The organism is Mycolicibacterium sp. MU0053, assembly GCF_963378095.1.
Taxonomy (GTDB): domain Bacteria; phylum Actinomycetota; class Actinomycetes; order Mycobacteriales; family Mycobacteriaceae; genus Mycobacterium; species Mycobacterium burgundiense.
Genome location: NZ_OY726397.1, coordinates 2,045,991 through 2,062,352, shown reverse-complemented (window position 1 = coordinate 2,062,352; position 16,362 = coordinate 2,045,991). Strand labels below are relative to the sequence as shown.

At 68.4% G+C, this 16,362-nt stretch carries 15 protein-coding genes; 8 read left to right on the top strand and 7 right to left on the bottom strand.

What is annotated here, in order from left to right:
- Positions 1–7 precede the first annotated feature (7 nt).
- The 4 genes from ponA2 to RCP80_RS09600 all read left to right on the top strand — a co-directional run bounded on the left by ponA2 (position 8) and on the right by RCP80_RS09600 (position 7,846).
- Positions 8–2,527 (top strand): transglycosylase/D,D-transpeptidase PonA2, encoded by a 2,520-nt coding sequence (gene ponA2, locus RCP80_RS09615; RefSeq protein WP_308482110.1) that lies wholly within the window; start codon positions 8–10, stop codon positions 2,525–2,527.
- 334 nt (positions 2,528–2,861) lie between these two features.
- Entirely contained in the window at positions 2,862–5,522 is a 2,661-nt protein-coding gene (locus RCP80_RS09610) for an Ig-like domain-containing protein (protein ID WP_308482109.1), read from the top strand.
- A 58-nt stretch (positions 5,523–5,580) separates the two neighbouring features.
- The gene (locus RCP80_RS09605; protein ID WP_308482771.1) at positions 5,581–6,039 is read left to right on the top strand and encodes an SRPBCC family protein; all 459 of its coding nucleotides are present in this window, start codon (positions 5,581–5,583) and stop codon (positions 6,037–6,039) included.
- The gene (locus RCP80_RS09600; RefSeq protein WP_308482108.1) at positions 6,032–7,846 is read left to right on the top strand and encodes a sulfatase-like hydrolase/transferase; all 1,815 of its coding nucleotides are present in this window, start codon (positions 6,032–6,034) and stop codon (positions 7,844–7,846) included. The genes RCP80_RS09605 and RCP80_RS09600 overlap by 8 nt, the downstream gene beginning before the upstream one ends.
- A gap of 9 nt (positions 7,847–7,855) precedes the next feature.
- Here the strand turns inward: RCP80_RS09600 and RCP80_RS09595 are convergent, their stop codons facing one another.
- Positions 7,856–8,746 carry a universal stress protein gene (locus RCP80_RS09595; protein WP_308482107.1) on the bottom strand — a complete coding sequence of 297 codons (891 nt, stop codon included), beginning with the start codon at positions 8,744–8,746 and terminating at the stop codon, positions 7,856–7,858.
- A gap of 151 nt (positions 8,747–8,897) precedes the next feature.
- Between RCP80_RS09595 and RCP80_RS09590 the strand changes: the two genes are divergently transcribed.
- Positions 8,898–9,830, top strand: coding sequence for a dihydroorotate dehydrogenase-like protein (locus tag RCP80_RS09590; protein WP_308482106.1), 933 nt, complete (start codon positions 8,898–8,900; stop codon positions 9,828–9,830).
- Positions 9,831–9,852: 22 nt separating this feature from the next.
- Here the strand turns inward: RCP80_RS09590 and RCP80_RS09585 are convergent, their stop codons facing one another.
- Positions 9,853–10,224, bottom strand: a complete 372-nt coding sequence (locus tag RCP80_RS09585; RefSeq protein ID WP_308482105.1) for a hypothetical protein — start codon at positions 10,222–10,224, stop codon at positions 9,853–9,855.
- Positions 10,225–10,366: 142 nt separating this feature from the next.
- On the opposite strand from RCP80_RS09585, the gene RCP80_RS09580 reads away from it, so the two are divergent.
- Positions 10,367–11,977 (top strand): peptide chain release factor 3, encoded by a 1,611-nt coding sequence (locus RCP80_RS09580; protein ID WP_308482104.1) that lies wholly within the window; start codon positions 10,367–10,369, stop codon positions 11,975–11,977.
- Here RCP80_RS09580 and RCP80_RS09575 read toward each other — a convergent pair.
- Positions 11,943–12,500, bottom strand: a complete 558-nt coding sequence (locus RCP80_RS09575) for an LOG family protein (protein ID WP_308482103.1) — start codon at positions 12,498–12,500, stop codon at positions 11,943–11,945. The genes RCP80_RS09580 and RCP80_RS09575 overlap by 35 nt on opposite strands.
- Positions 12,501–12,514: 14 nt before the next feature.
- A complete protein-coding gene (locus RCP80_RS09570; protein ID WP_308482102.1) occupies positions 12,515–13,123 on the bottom strand; it encodes an NAD-dependent epimerase/dehydratase family protein in 609 nt (202 codons plus the stop codon).
- 217 nt (positions 13,124–13,340) lie between these two features.
- Here RCP80_RS09570 and RCP80_RS09565 point away from each other — a divergent pair, with 217 nt between their 5' ends.
- Positions 13,341–14,270 (top strand): nitrilase-related carbon-nitrogen hydrolase, encoded by a 930-nt coding sequence (locus RCP80_RS09565; protein WP_308482101.1) that lies wholly within the window; start codon positions 13,341–13,343, stop codon positions 14,268–14,270.
- Positions 14,263–14,757 (top strand): DUF302 domain-containing protein, encoded by a 495-nt coding sequence (locus tag RCP80_RS09560; protein ID WP_308482100.1) that lies wholly within the window; start codon positions 14,263–14,265, stop codon positions 14,755–14,757. Before RCP80_RS09565 ends, RCP80_RS09560 begins: the two co-directional genes overlap by 8 nt.
- Here the strand turns inward: RCP80_RS09560 and RCP80_RS09555 are convergent.
- The 3 genes from RCP80_RS09555 to RCP80_RS09545 are packed head-to-tail and all read right to left on the bottom strand — an operon-like array spanning position 14,754 to position 16,340.
- Entirely contained in the window at positions 14,754–15,674 is a 921-nt protein-coding gene (locus tag RCP80_RS09555) for a mechanosensitive ion channel family protein (protein WP_308482099.1), read from the bottom strand. The genes RCP80_RS09560 and RCP80_RS09555 overlap by 4 nt on opposite strands.
- Positions 15,675–15,714: 40 nt before the next feature.
- Complete coding sequence (locus RCP80_RS09550; protein WP_308482098.1) at positions 15,715–16,125, bottom strand: type II toxin-antitoxin system VapC family toxin; 411 nt, start codon at positions 16,123–16,125, stop codon at positions 15,715–15,717.
- A complete protein-coding gene (locus tag RCP80_RS09545; protein ID WP_308482097.1) occupies positions 16,122–16,340 on the bottom strand; it encodes a type II toxin-antitoxin system CcdA family antitoxin in 219 nt (72 codons plus the stop codon). Before RCP80_RS09545 ends, RCP80_RS09550 begins: the two co-directional genes overlap by 4 nt.
- Positions 16,341–16,362 lie beyond the last annotated feature (22 nt).

The window sequence follows — 16,362 nt, the reverse complement described above, 5'->3', positions numbered from 1 at the left end:
GAGCGCCATGTCCGACCAGCCGTCAGCGAGGCGAGCGATCATCGCCAGATTGGCGCTGCACTGTGTGCTGGCGGCGGTGCTGGTGACCGCGTTGGTGTTTCCGCTCGCCGGTGGCGCCGGGCTGGTCGCCATGCGGGTCTCGGACTCGGTGCGCACGGACTCCACCCAGATGGCCGCCGGCGAGGTGCCGGTGATCACGACCATGGTCGACGTCACCGGCAAACCGATCGCCTGGCTGTATGCCCAGCGCCGCTGGCCGGTGCCGACGGCGCGGATCGCCGACACCATGAAGTTGGCGATCGTCTCGATCGAGGACCGGCGTTTCGCCGACCACAATGGCGTCGACGTGCCGGGCACGCTGACGGGGTTGATCGGTTACCTGCGCGCCGACGACGACACCCGCGGCGGCTCGACCATCGAGCAGCAGTACGTCAAGAACTACAACCTGCTGGTCGCCGCGCAGACCGACGCCGAGCGACGCGCCGCGGTGGAGGTCACCCCGGCACGCAAGCTGCGCGAGATGCGCATGGCGATGGCGCTGAACCGGGTGCTGCCCAAGGCCGAGATCCTGACGCGGTACCTGAACCTGGTGTCGTTCGGTCAGGGCGCCTACGGCGTGCAGGAAGCCGCCCGCACCTATTTCGGGGTCAACGCCGCGGATCTGAATTGGCAGCAGGCGGCGCTGCTGGCCGGGATGGTGCAGTCGACGAGTGCGCTGGATCCCTACTCCAACCCCGACGGCGCGTTGGCCCGGCGCAACGTCGTGCTCGACACGTTGATCGAGAACCTGCCGCAGCGGGCCGCGGAGTTGCGCGCCGCCAAGGAGCAACCGCTGGGGGTGCTGCCCAATCCGCGGCCGCTGCCGCAGGGTTGCATCGCCGCCGGCGACCGCGCGTTCTTCTGCGAGTATGCGCTGCAGTACCTGGCGCGGGCCGGACTGCGCAAGGAGGATGTGGCGCGCAACGGCTATCTGATCCGCACCACGCTGGACCCCAAGGTGCAGGACAGCGTGAAGCGCGGCGTCGACGCGGTGGCCTCGCCCAACCTCAAGGGCGTCGCGAGCGTGATGAGCGTGATCAAGCCCGGCAAGGATTCCCATCGGGTGCTGGCCATGGCCGACAACCGCACCTTCGGGCTGGATCTCAAGGCCGGCGAGACCATGCAACCGCAGCCGTACTCGTTGCTCGGCGACGGCGCCGGATCCATTTTCAAGGTGTTCACCGCGGCGGCGGCCATGGACCTGGGGATGGGGATCAACGCGCCGCTCGATGTGCCGCAGAACTTTCAGGGCAAGGGGCTGGGCAGCAGCGAGTCGCCGGGCTGCCCGCCGATGACCTGGTGTGTCCGCAACGCCGGCGGTGCGAGCTTCCAAAGCCCGATGAACCTCACCGACGCGCTGGCCAAGTCCCCGAACACCGCCTTCGCCAAGTTGATTGCGCAGGTGGGGGTTTCACCGGCCGTGGACATGGCCGTGCGGCTGGGGTTGCGGTCCTACGCCGAGCCCGGCACCGCCCGCGCCTACAACCCCGACAGCAACGAGAGCCTCGCGGACTACCTCAAGCGGCAGAACCTGGGCTCGTTCACGCTGGGCCCGGTCGAGGTCAACGCCCTGGAACTGTCGAATGTGGGGGCGACGCTGGCCTCGGGTGGGGTGTGGTGTCCCCCGACGCCCATCGACAAGATCTTCGACCGCAACGGCCGCGAGGTGGCACTGGAGACCCCGGCGTGCGAGCAGGCGGTCCCCGAGGGCCTGGCAAACACGTTGGCGGTCGCTTTGAGCGAGGACCACACCATTGGTACCGCCACCGCCGCAGCGGGTTCGGTGGGGTGGACCCTGCCGATGTCGGGCAAGACCGGCACCACCGAGTCGCACCGGTCGTCGGGCTTCCTGGGTTTCACCAACCAGTACGCCGCCGCGACCTACATTTTCGACGACACCCCCAACCCGTCGGGGATCTGCTCATATCCGCTGCGAAAGTGCAGCAGCGGCAGCCTGTATGGCGGCAACGAGCCCGCGCGCACCTGGTACACGGCGATGAAGCCGATCGCCGAGGACCTCGGCCCACTGCAACTGCCACCCACCGATCCCCGCTACGTCGACGGCGGTCCCGGCAGCGAGGTGCCGTCGGTGACCGGGTTGAAGCTCGATGCCGCACGGAAGCGGTTGATCGACGCGGGTTTCCGGGTCGCCGATCAGCCCACGCCGATCAATAGTTCGGCCGCCCGCGGCACCGTGGTCGGGACGACGCCGAAGGGTAAGACCATCCCGGGGTCGATCATCACGATCAACACCAGCACCGGGGTCGCGCCCGCGCCGGTGTATCAGCCCCGCTACGACCGGCCGTCGGATCCGCCACCGCCGCCCGAGGCGCCGGCCCCGGTTCCGCCGCCGAACATCATCAACATCCCGGGGCTGCCGCCGATCACCTTGGCACCACCGCCACCGCCCCCGCCCCCGCCGGCTCCGGCACCACCGCCGCCACCCCCGGCGCCGATGCCGCCGCCGCCTCCGCCGCCGCCTATCTAGTCGGCCGAGCGGCCGGCACGGTTAAGTCGGCAAACTGTTGCGCCGCCCACCGTCTAGCAGCAGCCGTTCAGGACTCCGGGTTCAGCTATCTTCTACGCCGTCGCCGTTACGGCCCTGTACTGACGATTGTTCCTGTGCGAAACGTTTCATCACCGCGCCACGGGCCAAGTCGTTAGTTACCTGAACTATTCGCTTCGCTCAACACCGGTGAAAAAGTGTCCACCTTTTCCAGCAAACGCATCACTTTTAATTGACGGATATGACATATTCCGGCGCAAGGCCCCGACCGCCCCGGACTGCGGAGTGTCCCCCTACTCCACCTGGAGATGAGCTCATGGATGGTTCGAAGAACGCGTCCCGGCTGGGTGGCTTGACGGTGGCGGTCGGGTTGGGCATCGCGGTCTCGAGCGGGCAGGGCGTGGCCTATGCCGACACCGACTCCTCCGATTCGGGCTCCGCGGGATCGTCGGTGTCCGCCGGTTCCTCCGACACCGATTCGGCGGCACCGTCGGACTCCGAACAGCGCGTGCAGCCGACCCGGCGCGGCACGATCCGCTCCCCTGGCCGCGACGCCGAGTCCGCCGCCGCCGGTGACGCGCCGCGACGTGAGCTGTCGCCGCGCCGCCTGAAGATCCGCGAGGCGCTGCGCTCGGCGGACGAGGCCGCGGAATCAAGCACCGGTGAAACTGTCGGCAAGCTCTCGGACGCGGCAACGGAGCGTGCGGTCGCCGAGGACTCCCTCAGCAGCGTCGCCGCCGACAAACCCACCGCCGCCGTGGATTCCGTGGCCGATCTGTCCGAGGCCGATCTGTCTGCGACGGTCGGTGTGACCGCACCGGTGGCCGAGGAAACCGTTGCCGAGGTCGAACTCGTCGAGGTAACCGAGGCCCTCGAACCGGTCGAACCCGTCGACCCGGCGGTGCCCCCGGCACCGTCGGAGGAGCTCCCCGCAGCGGCGCCCGAACCCGAAACCGGCTCGGCACCCGAGGACCCGCCCGCCGAGGACCCCGCCGTCGACGGGTCCCGAAGCGCCACCCACCGCGACGAGGCGGCGCTGGGGCTCGACACCGGCTCCGACCCCGGCGACGCGACAGCGGAGCCGACGGGGACCACCATATCGCTGGATGTCGTTGCGCCTGAGGCGGTTAGCAATCCGCTGCTGGCCGTGCAGGTGTCATCGCAGACGGATCCGGTGACGCTCACCGGCACGCCGTCGTTCCACCCGATCGTCGAGCTGTTGGCGGTGCCGCTACGGATCGTGACGGGTCTGTTGGGGTTGGTGGGGCTGGCCCCGGGGGCCACGGTGCCCGGCGCGCCCGTCGCGCCGGTGACCAAGCTGCTCGAACTGGCCTGGGTGGCGCTGCGCCGGGTCAACAGCTTCTTCTTCAACTCCACCCCCACCGCCACGGTCACGCTCGACCCAACGACGAGTTCCAGCGTCATCACCGGACGGGTGGTCGGATACGACCCCGACGGCGACCCGCTGGAGTACCGGTTGGTTGAGCAGCCCACCCACGGAGCAGTGCAGCTGAACGCGGACGGGACCTTCACCTACCACGCGACGGCGGCCGCAGTCGCGGCCGGGGTCACCGACACCTTCCGAATCTCCGTCGTCGACAAGGGCTTCCACTTCCACGGCCTGCTCGGTTTCCTCAAGCCGGGCCGCGGACACGGCGCCGTCGTCGACGTCGCGGTGAACCTCGCCGCGACCAATGCCGCGCCGGTCATCGAGCGGGTCACCACCGTGACCAACAGCTGGGGGGTGGTCACCGGCACCATCCGAGTCACCGACGACAGCGCCGACCCCGTGCACCTGACGTGGACGCAACCGGCGGCGGGCTTGGGCAACGTCCACGTCACGCAAACCGACACCCACACCTGGCAGTGGACATTCTCCCCCGATCCGGCGCGCCCGCCAGCCGTGACGACGGCAGCGTTCACCCTCACCGCCAGCGATGGTGCACGCACCACCGTGCTGCCGGTCGAGGTGAACATCCAGGTGCCGACTGCCTTCATCGTGGAATCCAGCACCGTCTACATCGGGACTCCCGCCGAGCCCTCAGAGACCGCGACCTACACCGTCGTCGACTGGCCGGGGAACAATGTGGTGATACTCGCGCCGCACGTCCTCGTGATCGCCGACGAGCAGGGCACCATCACCGAGACGTTGGAGTGGGAGCAGGACACCAACGTCGTCGGCTTCGACCGGGACTCCGATGCGTGGATCCTGGCCAACTCGGACCACGCGATCAAAACGGCGACCATCGGCGACTCGGGACTCGTGATCAGCGACACCGGGATCGTTCTCCCGGACACGCCGATCAGCGTGACGGTGGTGGGCGGAGGGCTGTCGCTAGGCGGAGGATTGGTCATCAATTCCGGCTCCTCCCTGGGCCTGTACGGCGCCGGACAAGAACCGCTCACGGTCACCGGCATGGAGGCGTTCGGGACAGACACCACCTTCAAAGAGGTTGCGGTCGTAACAAACACCACGACTGTGGCCGCGACAAGTCCGCATGCCATGTCCTTGCTGATGGTCGGCTTCAACCTCGGCGCACGAGCGATGAGTGGCGACGCCGCGCAATCGAACCTCACCGCTGAGGTGGTCGGGACCGTCGAGTTCGGCGACGGCGTCGTTGGCAAGCTCGCGACCCGCGGCGAGTCGGTCTATGTGACGGTCACCGAAGGCGACATCACCCGCCTGATCAAATACGACGTCAATTACTACGGGTTCGAGGAACAAAGCTCGGTCGAACTCACCGGGACCGTGAGCGGCTTGGCGATCAGCGAGGACGGGCGCTACGCCTACGTCGCGGACAGCGCGGCCGGCACCGTGTCGATCATCGAAATCCAGGAGTATTACTACGGGATGGACGTCATCGAAACCATCCACACCGGCCCCGGACACATCTCGGCCCTGTCCGGTGGACGACTGGCCCTCACCGACGCAGCCAGCGGCAGCGTGACGATCATGACGATCGTCGCGCTGGACTAGGGGGCAGCACCGCAAAACCTCGCCCACACCGCGCCGATCCGGCGCAAATTCCTCGCCGATCGTGTTGGATGGCGGTGTGGCACATGCGAGCCGTAGCCGGGTGATATCCGCCCCGCCGCAGGCAATCTGGGACGTTCTGGCGGACTTTGGAGCAATCAGCAGTTGGCTCGACGGCGCGGATCATTCCTGCATTTTGAACGCGCAACCCGAGGTGCTGGGCACCACCCGACGCGTGCAGGTGGGCCGCAACACGCTGGTCGAACGCATCATCGAGTTCGATCCGCACGCCGCCCTGGCCTACGACATCGTCGGCCTGCCACGCCGCATGGGTGCGCTCAGCAACCGGTGGTCGCTGCGGCCCGCCGGCCCCGGCACCGAGGTGACGATCACGAGCAACGTGCGGGGTTCCGGCCCGCCGGCGAGGCTGACAGACGGTGTCATCGCCCGCGTGCTGGCCAAACAATCCGATGCCATGCTCGCGGGTCTGGCTCGTCGAGTGGAGGACACCCATGACTGATCGACCGGACATCGTCATCCTCATGACCGATGAGGAACGGGCGATCCCGCCGTATGAGTCGAAAGAGGTGCTCGCGTGGCGGCACCGGACGCTGGGCGGGCGACGCTGGTTCGACGAGCACGGCGTCCGCTTCGCCCGGCACTACACCGGATCGCTGGCGTGCGTGCCGAGCCGCCCGACGCTGTTCACCGGTCAGTACCCGGATCTGCACGGTGTCACCCAGACCGACGGGCTGGGCAAGCGCTATGACGATTCCCGGTTGCGGTGGCTGCGCCGCGGCGAGGTGCCGACGCTGGGCAACTGGTTCCGCGCCGCCGGCTACGACACCCATTACGACGGCAAGTGGCACATCTCGCACGCCGACCTCGAGGATCCGGAGACCGGCGAGATCCTGGCCACCAACGACGACGACGGCGTCGTCGATCCGGCCGCGGTGCGGGCCTACCTGGATGCCGATCCACTGGGGCCGTTCGGCTTCTCCGGCTGGGTGGGTCCGGAGCCGCACGGTGCCGCGATGTCCAACAGCGGGTTTCGGCGGGATCCGCTGTTCGCCGACCGCGTGGTCGCCTGGCTCAACGACCGTTACGCGCGGCGGCGGGCCGGTGATGAAGCGGCGCTGCGGCCGTTCCTGCTGGTGGCCAGCTTCGTCAATCCCCATGACATCGTGCTGTTTCCGGCGTGGGCGCGCCGCATGCCGCTGGCCCCCTCCCCCGTGCTGGATCCGCCGCAGGTCCCGGCGGCGCCGACCGCCGAGGAGGACCTGCGCAGCAAGCCGGCCGCCCAGATCGCCTACCGCGAGACGTACTTCTCCGGTTATGGCCCGACGGCGGCGGTCGCCCGGACCTACCGACGCAAGGCGCAGCAGTACCGCGACCTGTACTACCGGCTGCACGCCGAGGTCGACGAGCCGCTGGACCGGGTGCGGCGCGCGGTCACCGACGGCGGATCCGAAAATGCGGTGCTGGTACGCACATCCGATCACGGCGACCTGCTCGGCGCGCACGGCGGCCTGCATCAGAAGTGGTTCAACCTCTACGACGAGGCCACCCGGGTGCCGTTCGTGGTTGCCCGGATCGGTACCGAGGCGACGACGCCGCGCACGGTCGAGGCGCCGACGTCGCACGTCGATCTGGTTCCCACGCTGTTGGGGGCCGCCGGAATCGATGTCGAGGCGACAGCCGAGGACCTTGCCGAGTCGTTCAGCGAGGTGCATCCGCTGCCCGGCCGCGATCTGATGCCGGTGGTGGCCGGGGCACCCGCCGACGAGGGTCGGCCGATCTATCTGATGACCCGCGACAATGTGCTCGAGGGCGACACCGGGGCATCCGGTGCGGCACGCTCACTGGGCACCACCGTGAAACCGCCTGCGCCGCTACGCATCAAGGTGCCCGCGCACGTCGCGGCCAACTTCGAAGGCCTGGTGGTCCGCGTCGAGGACGCCGAGGCCCGCGGTGGTGCGGGGCATCTGTGGAAGCTGGTACGCACGTTCGACGATCCGAGCACCTGGACCGAGCCCGGCGTGCGTCACCTGGCCGGCGACGGCATCGGCGGCGAGGTCTATCGCAGCGATCCGCTCGATGACCAGTGGGAGCTCTACGACCTGACCGCCGACCCCATCGAGGCCGACAACCGGTGGCCCGACCCTGATCTGCACGAGCTGCGCCAACAGCTGCGGATGCAGCTCAAGCAGGTTCGCGCCGCGTCGGTGCCGGAACGCAATCGGCCCTGGCCCTATGTCGAGCGGCAGCCGCCGACGGGTTCCGACGACGGACTGGTGCGCCGGGTGCTCGGACGCTTGGGGCGCTAGCCGCGGCAGTCAGGACGGCCGCGCCACGATCACCGGAGAGTGCGCGGCTTCGGCAACGGCGGCGCTGACCGACCCCAGCAGCAGCCCGCTGAAGCCGCCGCGACCGCGACTGCCCACCACCACCAGTTGCGCGTCCTGGGAATGCTTGATGAGGCGGCGGGCCGGCCGGTCCGGGACCACCACTCGGCGCACCGACACATCCGGATAACGCTCCTGCCACCCCGCGAGCCGCTCGGCCAACGCTTCGGCCGCCTTGGGGTGCGACGACTCCCACTCCTTGCCGGGTACTTCGATGCTCAGGTTGTCGGACCACGCATGCAGCGCGATCAGTTCGAGGCCGCGCCGCGACGCCTCGTCGAACGCGACGGCTGTGGCCGCCTCCGAGGCGGGTGATCCGTCGATACCCACCACCACCGGCAATCTCGCCAGGTCCGCCGGCGATCCCCGTTTCTCGTCGTGGACGATCGCCACCGGGCATTCGGAGTGGTGGGCAAGACCGGTGCTCACCGAGCCCAACAACCGCCGCGGTATCCGGCCGAGGCCGCGGCAGCCGACCACCACCAGCTCGGCGTCCTTGGACAGGTTCACCAATGCCGGCACCACTGCGTCGGAGATCGCGGCGACCTCGATGTGGAGCGCACCGGACTCGGCGGTGACCTGCTCGGCGAGCGCGCGACTGTCCGCCAGCACCCGCTTGGTCTCCTTCTCCAGCGACTGCCACACCTCCGGAGACCGGATCACGCTCACCCCCAGCGCGGCCCTGGGCTCCGGTGTCACGTGGACCACGACCAATGGAAGGCCCCGCAACGCGGCGGTCCGGGCGGCCCAATCGACCGCCGCGTTCGATGACGGCGAACCGTCGACACCCACGAGAACAGCGTGCTCGGCCGAGACGGACATGGCAGACCCCTTCGTCTCTGACGACGCTAGTTTGACCCTCACCGTACGTCTCCCGATTCGAACGTATGCGCACCGTAGGCTGGCTGCGACCGATCCGGTGGAAGGCGAGCGTCGCCCACGGCATCCACCCCGACGTTGGCAGGGACCGCTGATGGAATTGAAAACTCGCTACCTGGGTCTGGAGTTACCGACTCCGGTGGTGGCCTCCGCGTCGCCGCTGTCGAGAACCGTCGACGGTGTCCGGCAGCTGGTCGACGCCGGAGTCGGTGCGGTGGTGCTGTATTCGCTGTTCGAAGAAGAGCTGCGCCAGGATGAACAGGATGGCGGGCCGAGTCAGTATCTGAGCCTGCTCGAACGCGCGGCCGAGGCCGTCCCGGTGCCGGTGATCGGCAGCCTCAACGCCACCGCGCCCGGCAGTTGGGCCGGATACGCGCGGTCGATGCAGGATAGCGGGGCGGCCGCGATCGAACTGAACATCAATGTGCTGCCGGGTGATTCGCACGTCTCGGGCCGCGACGTCGAACAGCGGCATCTGGACATCCTGGCGGGGGTCAAGGCTGCGGTGACTGTGCCGGTGGCCGTGAAACTCAACCCGTACTTCAGCGCGACTGCCGACATGGCCCGCAGCCTCGACCTGGGCGGCGCGGATGGCCTGGTGCTGTTCAACCGATTCCTGCAGCCCGACGTCGACATCGAGACGCTGGCAGTAGCGCCAGGGACCGCGCTGTCGCGGGCGGACGAGGCCCGGCTGCCGCTGACCTGGATCACGGTCCTCCGCGGTCGGATTGCGGCATCGCTGGCGGCGACGACGGGCGTCGAGGACGCGACGGAGGTCATCAAGTTCCTGCTGGCCGGTGCAGATGTGGTGATGACCGCCTCCGCACTGCTGCGCCACGGCCCCGCCTACACCACCGTCCTGCTGGACGGGCTGCGGGAGTGGATGATCGCCAAGGGATTTGCCTCGATAAACGAGTTTCGCGGCCTGCTCGCGGTACCGTTCGGCACCGACGAGGTCGCCCACGAGCGAACTGATTATGTCAACGCGCTACGGCGTGCCAACAGCGCCGAGTACGGACCCTGGTGAGCCGATCCAACACCGGCCGACCTCACCACGGCTCGCACCCGTCGGGATCGTCGGCGCCGATGACCGCGCTGAGGATGAAGCCGGCGGCGAAGAACTGCAGGGTGCCGTCGGCGCAGATCCGCACCGTTACTTCGTCGACCTCGTCGTCGTCGTGGATTCGTTCCATGTAGCGCACCAGGTGCCGCAGTTCGGCACCCTCGATGACGATGTTCTTGACGGTCCGGACGCGATAGCTCGTCCCGCAGCCCAGGCGGCGCGGTTGTTCCTCCAGTCCCACCGTCAGGACCTGCGTGGTGTTGGGTCCGTCGCAGGCGTGCGCGCCGCCCATCCATCGGAAGTACGCCACCTCGCGGCAGTTGCCACAGACCGGCCAGTCCGGAATCAATAGCCCCAAAGTCCCCCCTCGGAGTGCGCTAGCAACTCCATTTTAGTCCTCTGGTCTGACAAAACTCGCCGTTGGCAAACCCCCCGCCGGTGCCGGTGCCCGGCGGCCGATTTATCGATGTGCCCGGTCGCGCCATACCATGGACAACGAAATGACCGACAATGCCTTGGCGGCCCCCGCCGCCGACTCCCGTATCTCCGCCCAAGCACAGCGCCGCCGGACCTTCGCGGTCATCAGCCACCCCGACGCCGGCAAGTCGACGCTCACCGAGGCGCTGGCCCTGCACGCCCGGGCGATCACCGAGGCCGGGGCGGTCCACGGCAAGTCAGGTCGGCGCGCCACCGTGTCGGACTGGATGGAGATGGAGAAGGCCCGCGGCATCTCGATCACCTCGACCGCGCTGCAGTTCCCGTACCGCGACTGCGTCATCAACCTGCTCGACACCCCCGGCCACGCCGACTTCTCCGAGGACACCTACCGGGTGCTCACGGCCGTCGACTCCGCGGTCATGCTCATCGATGCCGCCAAGGGCCTTGAGCCGCAGACCTTGAAGCTGTTCCAGGTGTGCAAGCACCGCGGCATCCCGATCATCACCGTGATCAACAAGTGGGACCGCCCCGGCCGCTACGCCCTGGAGTTGATGGACGAGATCCACTCCCGGATCGGGCTGCGCCCCACCCCCTTGACCTGGCCGGTGGGCATCGCCGGCGAGTTCAAGGGGGTGCTGGATCGCCGCTCCGGCAACTTCATTCGGTTCACCCGCACCGCGGGCGGTGCCACCGCCGCCCCCGAGGAACACATCGCCGCGGCCGACGCCGCCGCCACCGCCGGCGTCGACTGGGAGACCGCCGTCGAGGAATCCGAGCTGCTGTCCGCCGACGGCTCCGACTTCGACCGCGAGACCTACCTCGGCGGCGAGTCGACCCCGGTGCTGTTCACCTCCGCGGCGCTGAACTTCGGCGTGAACCAGCTGCTCGACGTGCTCGTCGGCCTCGCGCCGGCCCCCAGTGCCGCCCAGGGGATCGACGGCGGCCACCGCGCCCCCGACTCCCCGTTCAGCGCGTTCGTGTTCAAGGTGCAGGCCGGGATGGATTCGTCGCACCGCGACCGCATCGCCTATGCGCGGGTGTATTCGGGGACCTTCGAGCGCGGCGAGGTGCTCACCCACGCCAGCACCGGCAAGCCGTTCGTCACCAAGTACGCGCAATCGGTGTTCGGTCAGCAGCGCTCCACGTTGGACACCGCGTGGCCGGGTGACGTGATCGGGCTGGCGAACGCGGCGGTGCTGCGTCCGGGCGACACACTGTATCGCGATGTGCCCGTGCAGTATCCGCCGATTCCGAGCTTCTCCCCCGAACACTTCGCTGTGGCCCGCGGCACCGATCCCAGCAAGCACAAGCAGTTCCGCCGCGGCATCGAGCAGCTCGACCAGGAGGGCGTGGTGCAGGTGCTGCGCTCGGATCGCCGCGGCGATCAGGCCCCGGTGTTCGCCGCGGTCGGGCCGATGCAGTTCGAGGTGGCCGCGCACCGGATGGCCACCGAGATGAGCGCGCCGATCGCGCTGGAGTCGCTGCCGTATCAGGTGGCGCGGATCGTGGAACCCGAGGACGCCGAGTTCATGAACCGGCAGGTGTCCGCGGAGGTCATGACCCGCTCCGACGGCGTGATGCTGGTGTTGTTCTCCACGCCGTGGCGGCTGCAAGGGTTTCAGCGGGACAACCCCGACATCAAGCTGCGGAGCCTGGTGGCCGCGGAGAGCTAAGGTTCTCCAGGTAGGCCAGTGCGTCGGCGCCCTCGTCGGCGACGTAGACCAGCGTGTCCAGCGGCACCGGAAGAAACCCCTCGTCGTCCATCCGGCGCAGCTGGATCATCAACCCGTCGTAGAAGCCGGCGGTATTCAGCAGCACCACCGGCTTGTCGTGGATGCGGTGCTTGCGCAACTCCAGGATGTCGGTCGCCTCGTCGAGGGTCCCCAGCCCGCCGGCCATGATCACCACCGCATCGGATCGCGCCAGCAGCAACGCCTTTCGCTCAGCGAGATCCTCGGCGAACACCATCTCGTCGGCGTCGGCGCGGGCCAGGCTCCGCAGCAGGGCGACCGAGACCCCCACCAGCCGGCCGCCGGATTCCCGCACGCCGTCGGCGACGACCTTCATCAGCCCGGTGTCCGATCCGCCCCAGACCAGGGTATGGCCGGCCTTGCCCAGCAGCTCGGCGAACTCGCGGGCTGGGCCGGTGTAGCGCTCGTCGAGGTCGGCCGCCGACAAAAACACGGAGATGTTCATCGGCGCAGCGTCTTTCACGCCGGATCGACCACCGTCAGGATTCCCGACGGGGCATCCAGAGCCGCCACCGTCTGGGCGGCGGCGGCGTCGATGTGCACCCGCGGCCTCGGCGCCGACTCGTTCTCGAAGTAGGTGCCGGTCCCGTACAGGAAGCCGTAGCGCAGCACCACGCCGTGGGCGCCCAGGACCGCCGCTTCGAGCGCGGCGACCGCCTCGGCCTCCGCGCCGGGCGCCATGGTCCAGGCGACACTCTGCGCGACCACCTTCGTCCGACTCAGGTCCTCGATCGCGTCGAGCAGATTGCGGGTGCCCTCTCGGCGGATCCGCGCATTCAACAACGAGTCGGCCGGCAGGTCCGCCAGCGCGTCGGGCAGGTCGGTGAGTTCGTGCAGCAGCACGTCGGGGTCGAAGGCGTGCACCGCCGCGGTCAGCGCGGGGCGATCGAAGACATCGCAGACAAGCGGTTTGGCACCCACGGCAGCCAAATGGTCGGCCTTGCCGGGCGAGCGGGTCAGCGCGCCGACGGTGTGACCGGCGCCGATCAGCAGCGGGAGCACTCGGCTGCCGATGACCCCGGAGGCGCCCGCGAAGAAGATGCGACGGGGGTTCGTGGTGGTGGTCATGCGATCGACGCTACGCCCGCAGTGGCCTAGATTTATGGTCAATTCAGGGCCACTTTTATGGGCCAATTCTCGCCCCGGAGCCCGTGCCGCCTCCCTCGACCTGCATCGATGCCGGCACGCCGCGCCCCTTAGCTGAGTTCAGCGATCGATACTTAGGAATAAGTCGGGGGGCCTTGCCGCTCTGCTGAACACATCACCGAGTGAAGGGACGCCGCTCATGACCACCGTGAAAGCCGCAGCCGTACAGATCAGTCCGGTCCTCTACAGCCGGGACGGCACTGTGGACAAAGTGGTCGCCAAGATCACCGAACTCGGCCGCCGCGGCGTGCAATTCGCCACCTTCCCGGAGACCATCGTTCCCTACTACCCCTACTTTTCCTTCCTGCAGCGACCGGCTGAGATGGCCGCCGAGCAACTGCGCCTGATGGAGCAGGCGGTGACCATCCCGTCGGCGGCGACGCGCGCCCTGGCCGACGCCGCCCGCGAGGCCGGCGTGGTGGTATCGATCGGGGTCAACGAGCGCGACGGCGGCAGCCTGTTCAACACACAACTGCTGTTCGACGCCGACGGCACGCTGCTGCAGCGGCGGCGCAAGCTCACCCCGACCTACCACGAACGGATCATCTGGGGTCAGGGCGACGCCTCCGGGCTGCGCGCCGTAGACAGCGCGGTCGGGCGGATCGGGCAGCTGGCGTGTTGGGAGCACTACCATCCGCTGTTCCGGTACGCGCTGATCGCCGACGGCGAGCAGATCCACTCGGCGATGTTCCCCGGCTCGTTCGGCGGGCCGCTGTTCGCCGAGCAGACCGAACTCAGCATCCGCAATCACGCGCTGGAATCGGGCAGCTTCGTGGTGAATGCCACCGGCTGGCTCGACGCCGATCAGCGCGCGCAGATCGGCGCCGACACCGGCGGGCCGATCGGGCCCCTGACGGCGGGCTCGTTCACCACGATCGTCTCACCGCAGGGCGAATTGCTCGGCGAGCCGGTGCGTTCCGGCGAGGGCGAGGTGATCGCCGACCTGGACTTCGCGCTGATCGACCAACGCAAAGCAAAGATGGATGCGCGCGGCCACTACAGCCGCCCAGAGCTGCTCAGCCTGGTCATCGACCGCACGCCCGCCGCGAATGTGGTGCACCATGGCTGAGCGGCGCGAGATCCCGTTTGAAGGACTGCGGTTGCGGTACGGCAGCACACAGGGTTTCGACGCGCTGGTCGCGGCGTTGTATGACGCGGTCGGCTCGGCTCCGGTGCCGATCGACGACATCGCGGTCCGATTCGGCGACTGGGACTCCTACGAGCGTGAGATTCAATCCCATGTTGGCCCAAGCGGATTCATGCTGTTCGCGGTGTTCAATCACGGCGGCTGGATCCGCAAGGCCGGCATCGACCGGCAGGTGCTGCGGGTGGTGATCGGCAACCCGCTGATCGCGATCACCCTGCTGCGCCACGACGTGACCGCCGGGCTGTTCGCGCCGGTGGAACTGCTGCTTACCGCCGAGGACGACGGCAGCGCGCTGACTTACGTGCAGCCGTCGTCGCTGATGGTGGTCGAGGACAATCCGGCGTTGCTGGCAGCCGCGACGGTGCTGGACACCAAATTGGCGCAGCTGGCAGCGGACGTGACCGGCTAATCCGTGTTGGCCCCCGCAGGCTCGGGCACCTGCGGGTACGGGCCGATACCGTGCTTCTCATACGCGCGCAGGATGTCGCGGCGCAACCGTCGCTGCACCGACCACTGCGCATTCGGTCGCGTCTTGAGCGTCATCCGCAGCGTGACCTGATCCGGCGAGAGCTCCTGAATGCCAAGCATTTCCGGCTCGCCGAGCACCTGGGCGGCCACCGCGGGATCCTCGATGGTCTGCTCCGCAGCTTCGAGCGCCACGGCTTCGGCGCGGCCGAGGTCGGTGGTCAACGCGACCGGCAGCTCGATTCTGGCCACCGCATAGTCCTGGCTCATGTTGCCGACGCGGGCGATCTCCCCGTTGCGGACGTACCAGAGGGTGCCGTCGATGTCGCGCACCGTGGTGACGCGCAGCCCGACGCTTTCCACCTCGCCGGTGGCCGCGCCGAGATCGACGGTGTCGCCGACCCCGTACTGGTCCTCCAGCAGCATGAACACGCCGGTGACGAAGTCGCGGACCAGGTTCTGCGCGCCGAAGCCGATGGCCAGGCCCACCACACCGGCGGAGGCGATGAACGGTGCGATGTTCACCCCGAGCACGTTGAGGACGGCCAGCACCAGCCAGATCAACAGCACGATCGACACCGTCGACTTCAATACCGACCCGATGGTCTGCGCGCGTTGATGCCGGCGCGCGGCGGCCTGGGCGGCGCCGGTCGCCGACGGCACGCGCTGGGTGCGCAGCAACGCCGGCCGCTCGCCGCGGGGCTTGTGGTTTCGTCCGGCGACGGCCCGCTCGATCATCCGGTGCAGCACATAGCGCGCGATCAGGATGACGACGAGGTAGGCGGTTACCCGGATCGGGACCTCGATCAACCAGTGCCGGTTGGTGTCCGTCCATTCGAAGGCCAGGGTGTAAACATCCATGGGTCTCCACCGTACCGGCGATGGGCGGCCCAAACCGGACTCAGGCGATTACCTCCGCCGATGCCGAAACACTGGCCAATCGTCGGTCCGTCGTCAGCAACGTCAGTCCCACTGCCTCAGCTAGTTCCACATAGAGGGCATCGGCCAGTCGGAGGGTGTCGCTACGCGCCCACGCGCCGGCAAGCAGCGGCGGGAGATCGTGCCGTGTCACCGGTGCGTGTTGGAGCTCATCCAGGGCTGCATCGACTTCCGCGGCGGTAAGTACATCGCCACGCTGCAGACGTCCCAGCGCCGAAAGCACTTCGGCGTCGAAGTGAGCCGGTGCGTGCATCACGGTGCGCGCCAGCCGCGCACGCACCGCCGAGAACCGGTCAGTGCGAGCGACGAGATCCACCATGGCACTCGCGTCGATGACCACTTGTTCCGGCGGCAACGAGGGAGCTGCGCTCACGCGCCGAGCTCGTCGCGGGCGGCGTCGATCGCCGCCAAGACGTCGTCATGCCGCGCCTTGGAGCTCCTGGGGGCCAAGCACTCCAGCCACGCATCGGTAGCGGTGTCGTCCAACTCGGCGCGGATCGCAGCTTGCGTCAGGGCCGACACGTTCAGCCCCCGCTTCCGGGCGCGTTCTGCCAGCTCGTCGGGCACATACACGTTCAACCGAGCCATACACACGAATATACACACAACT

What these genes read in the sequence shown, in the direction of transcription:
- RCP80_RS09595 (WP_308482107.1), bottom strand. Translation starts at nt 8,746, where the DNA reads ATGTCCGTCTCGGCCGAGCACGCTGTTCTCGTGGGTGTCGACGGTTCG.
- RCP80_RS09580 (WP_308482104.1), top strand. Translation starts at nt 10,367, where the DNA reads ATGACCGACAATGCCTTGGCGGCCCCCGCCGCCGACTCCCGTATCTCC.
- RCP80_RS09565 (WP_308482101.1), top strand. Translation starts at nt 13,341, where the DNA reads ATGACCACCGTGAAAGCCGCAGCCGTACAGATCAGTCCGGTCCTCTAC.
- RCP80_RS09570 (WP_308482102.1), bottom strand. Translation starts at nt 13,123, where the DNA reads ATGACCACCACCACGAACCCCCGTCGCATCTTCTTCGCGGGCGCCTCC.
- RCP80_RS09600 (WP_308482108.1), top strand. Translation starts at nt 6,032, where the DNA reads ATGACTGATCGACCGGACATCGTCATCCTCATGACCGATGAGGAACGG.
- ponA2 (WP_308482110.1), top strand. Translation starts at nt 8, where the DNA reads ATGTCCGACCAGCCGTCAGCGAGGCGAGCGATCATCGCCAGATTGGCG.
- RCP80_RS09545 (WP_308482097.1), bottom strand. Translation starts at nt 16,340, where the DNA reads ATGGCTCGGTTGAACGTGTATGTGCCCGACGAGCTGGCAGAACGCGCC.
- RCP80_RS09590 (WP_308482106.1), top strand. Translation starts at nt 8,898, where the DNA reads ATGGAATTGAAAACTCGCTACCTGGGTCTGGAGTTACCGACTCCGGTG.
- RCP80_RS09610 (WP_308482109.1), top strand. Translation starts at nt 2,862, where the DNA reads ATGGATGGTTCGAAGAACGCGTCCCGGCTGGGTGGCTTGACGGTGGCG.
- RCP80_RS09555 (WP_308482099.1), bottom strand. Translation starts at nt 15,674, where the DNA reads ATGGATGTTTACACCCTGGCCTTCGAATGGACGGACACCAACCGGCAC.
- RCP80_RS09575 (WP_308482103.1), bottom strand. Translation starts at nt 12,500, where the DNA reads ATGAACATCTCCGTGTTTTTGTCGGCGGCCGACCTCGACGAGCGCTAC.
- RCP80_RS09560 (WP_308482100.1), top strand. Translation starts at nt 14,263, where the DNA reads ATGGCTGAGCGGCGCGAGATCCCGTTTGAAGGACTGCGGTTGCGGTAC.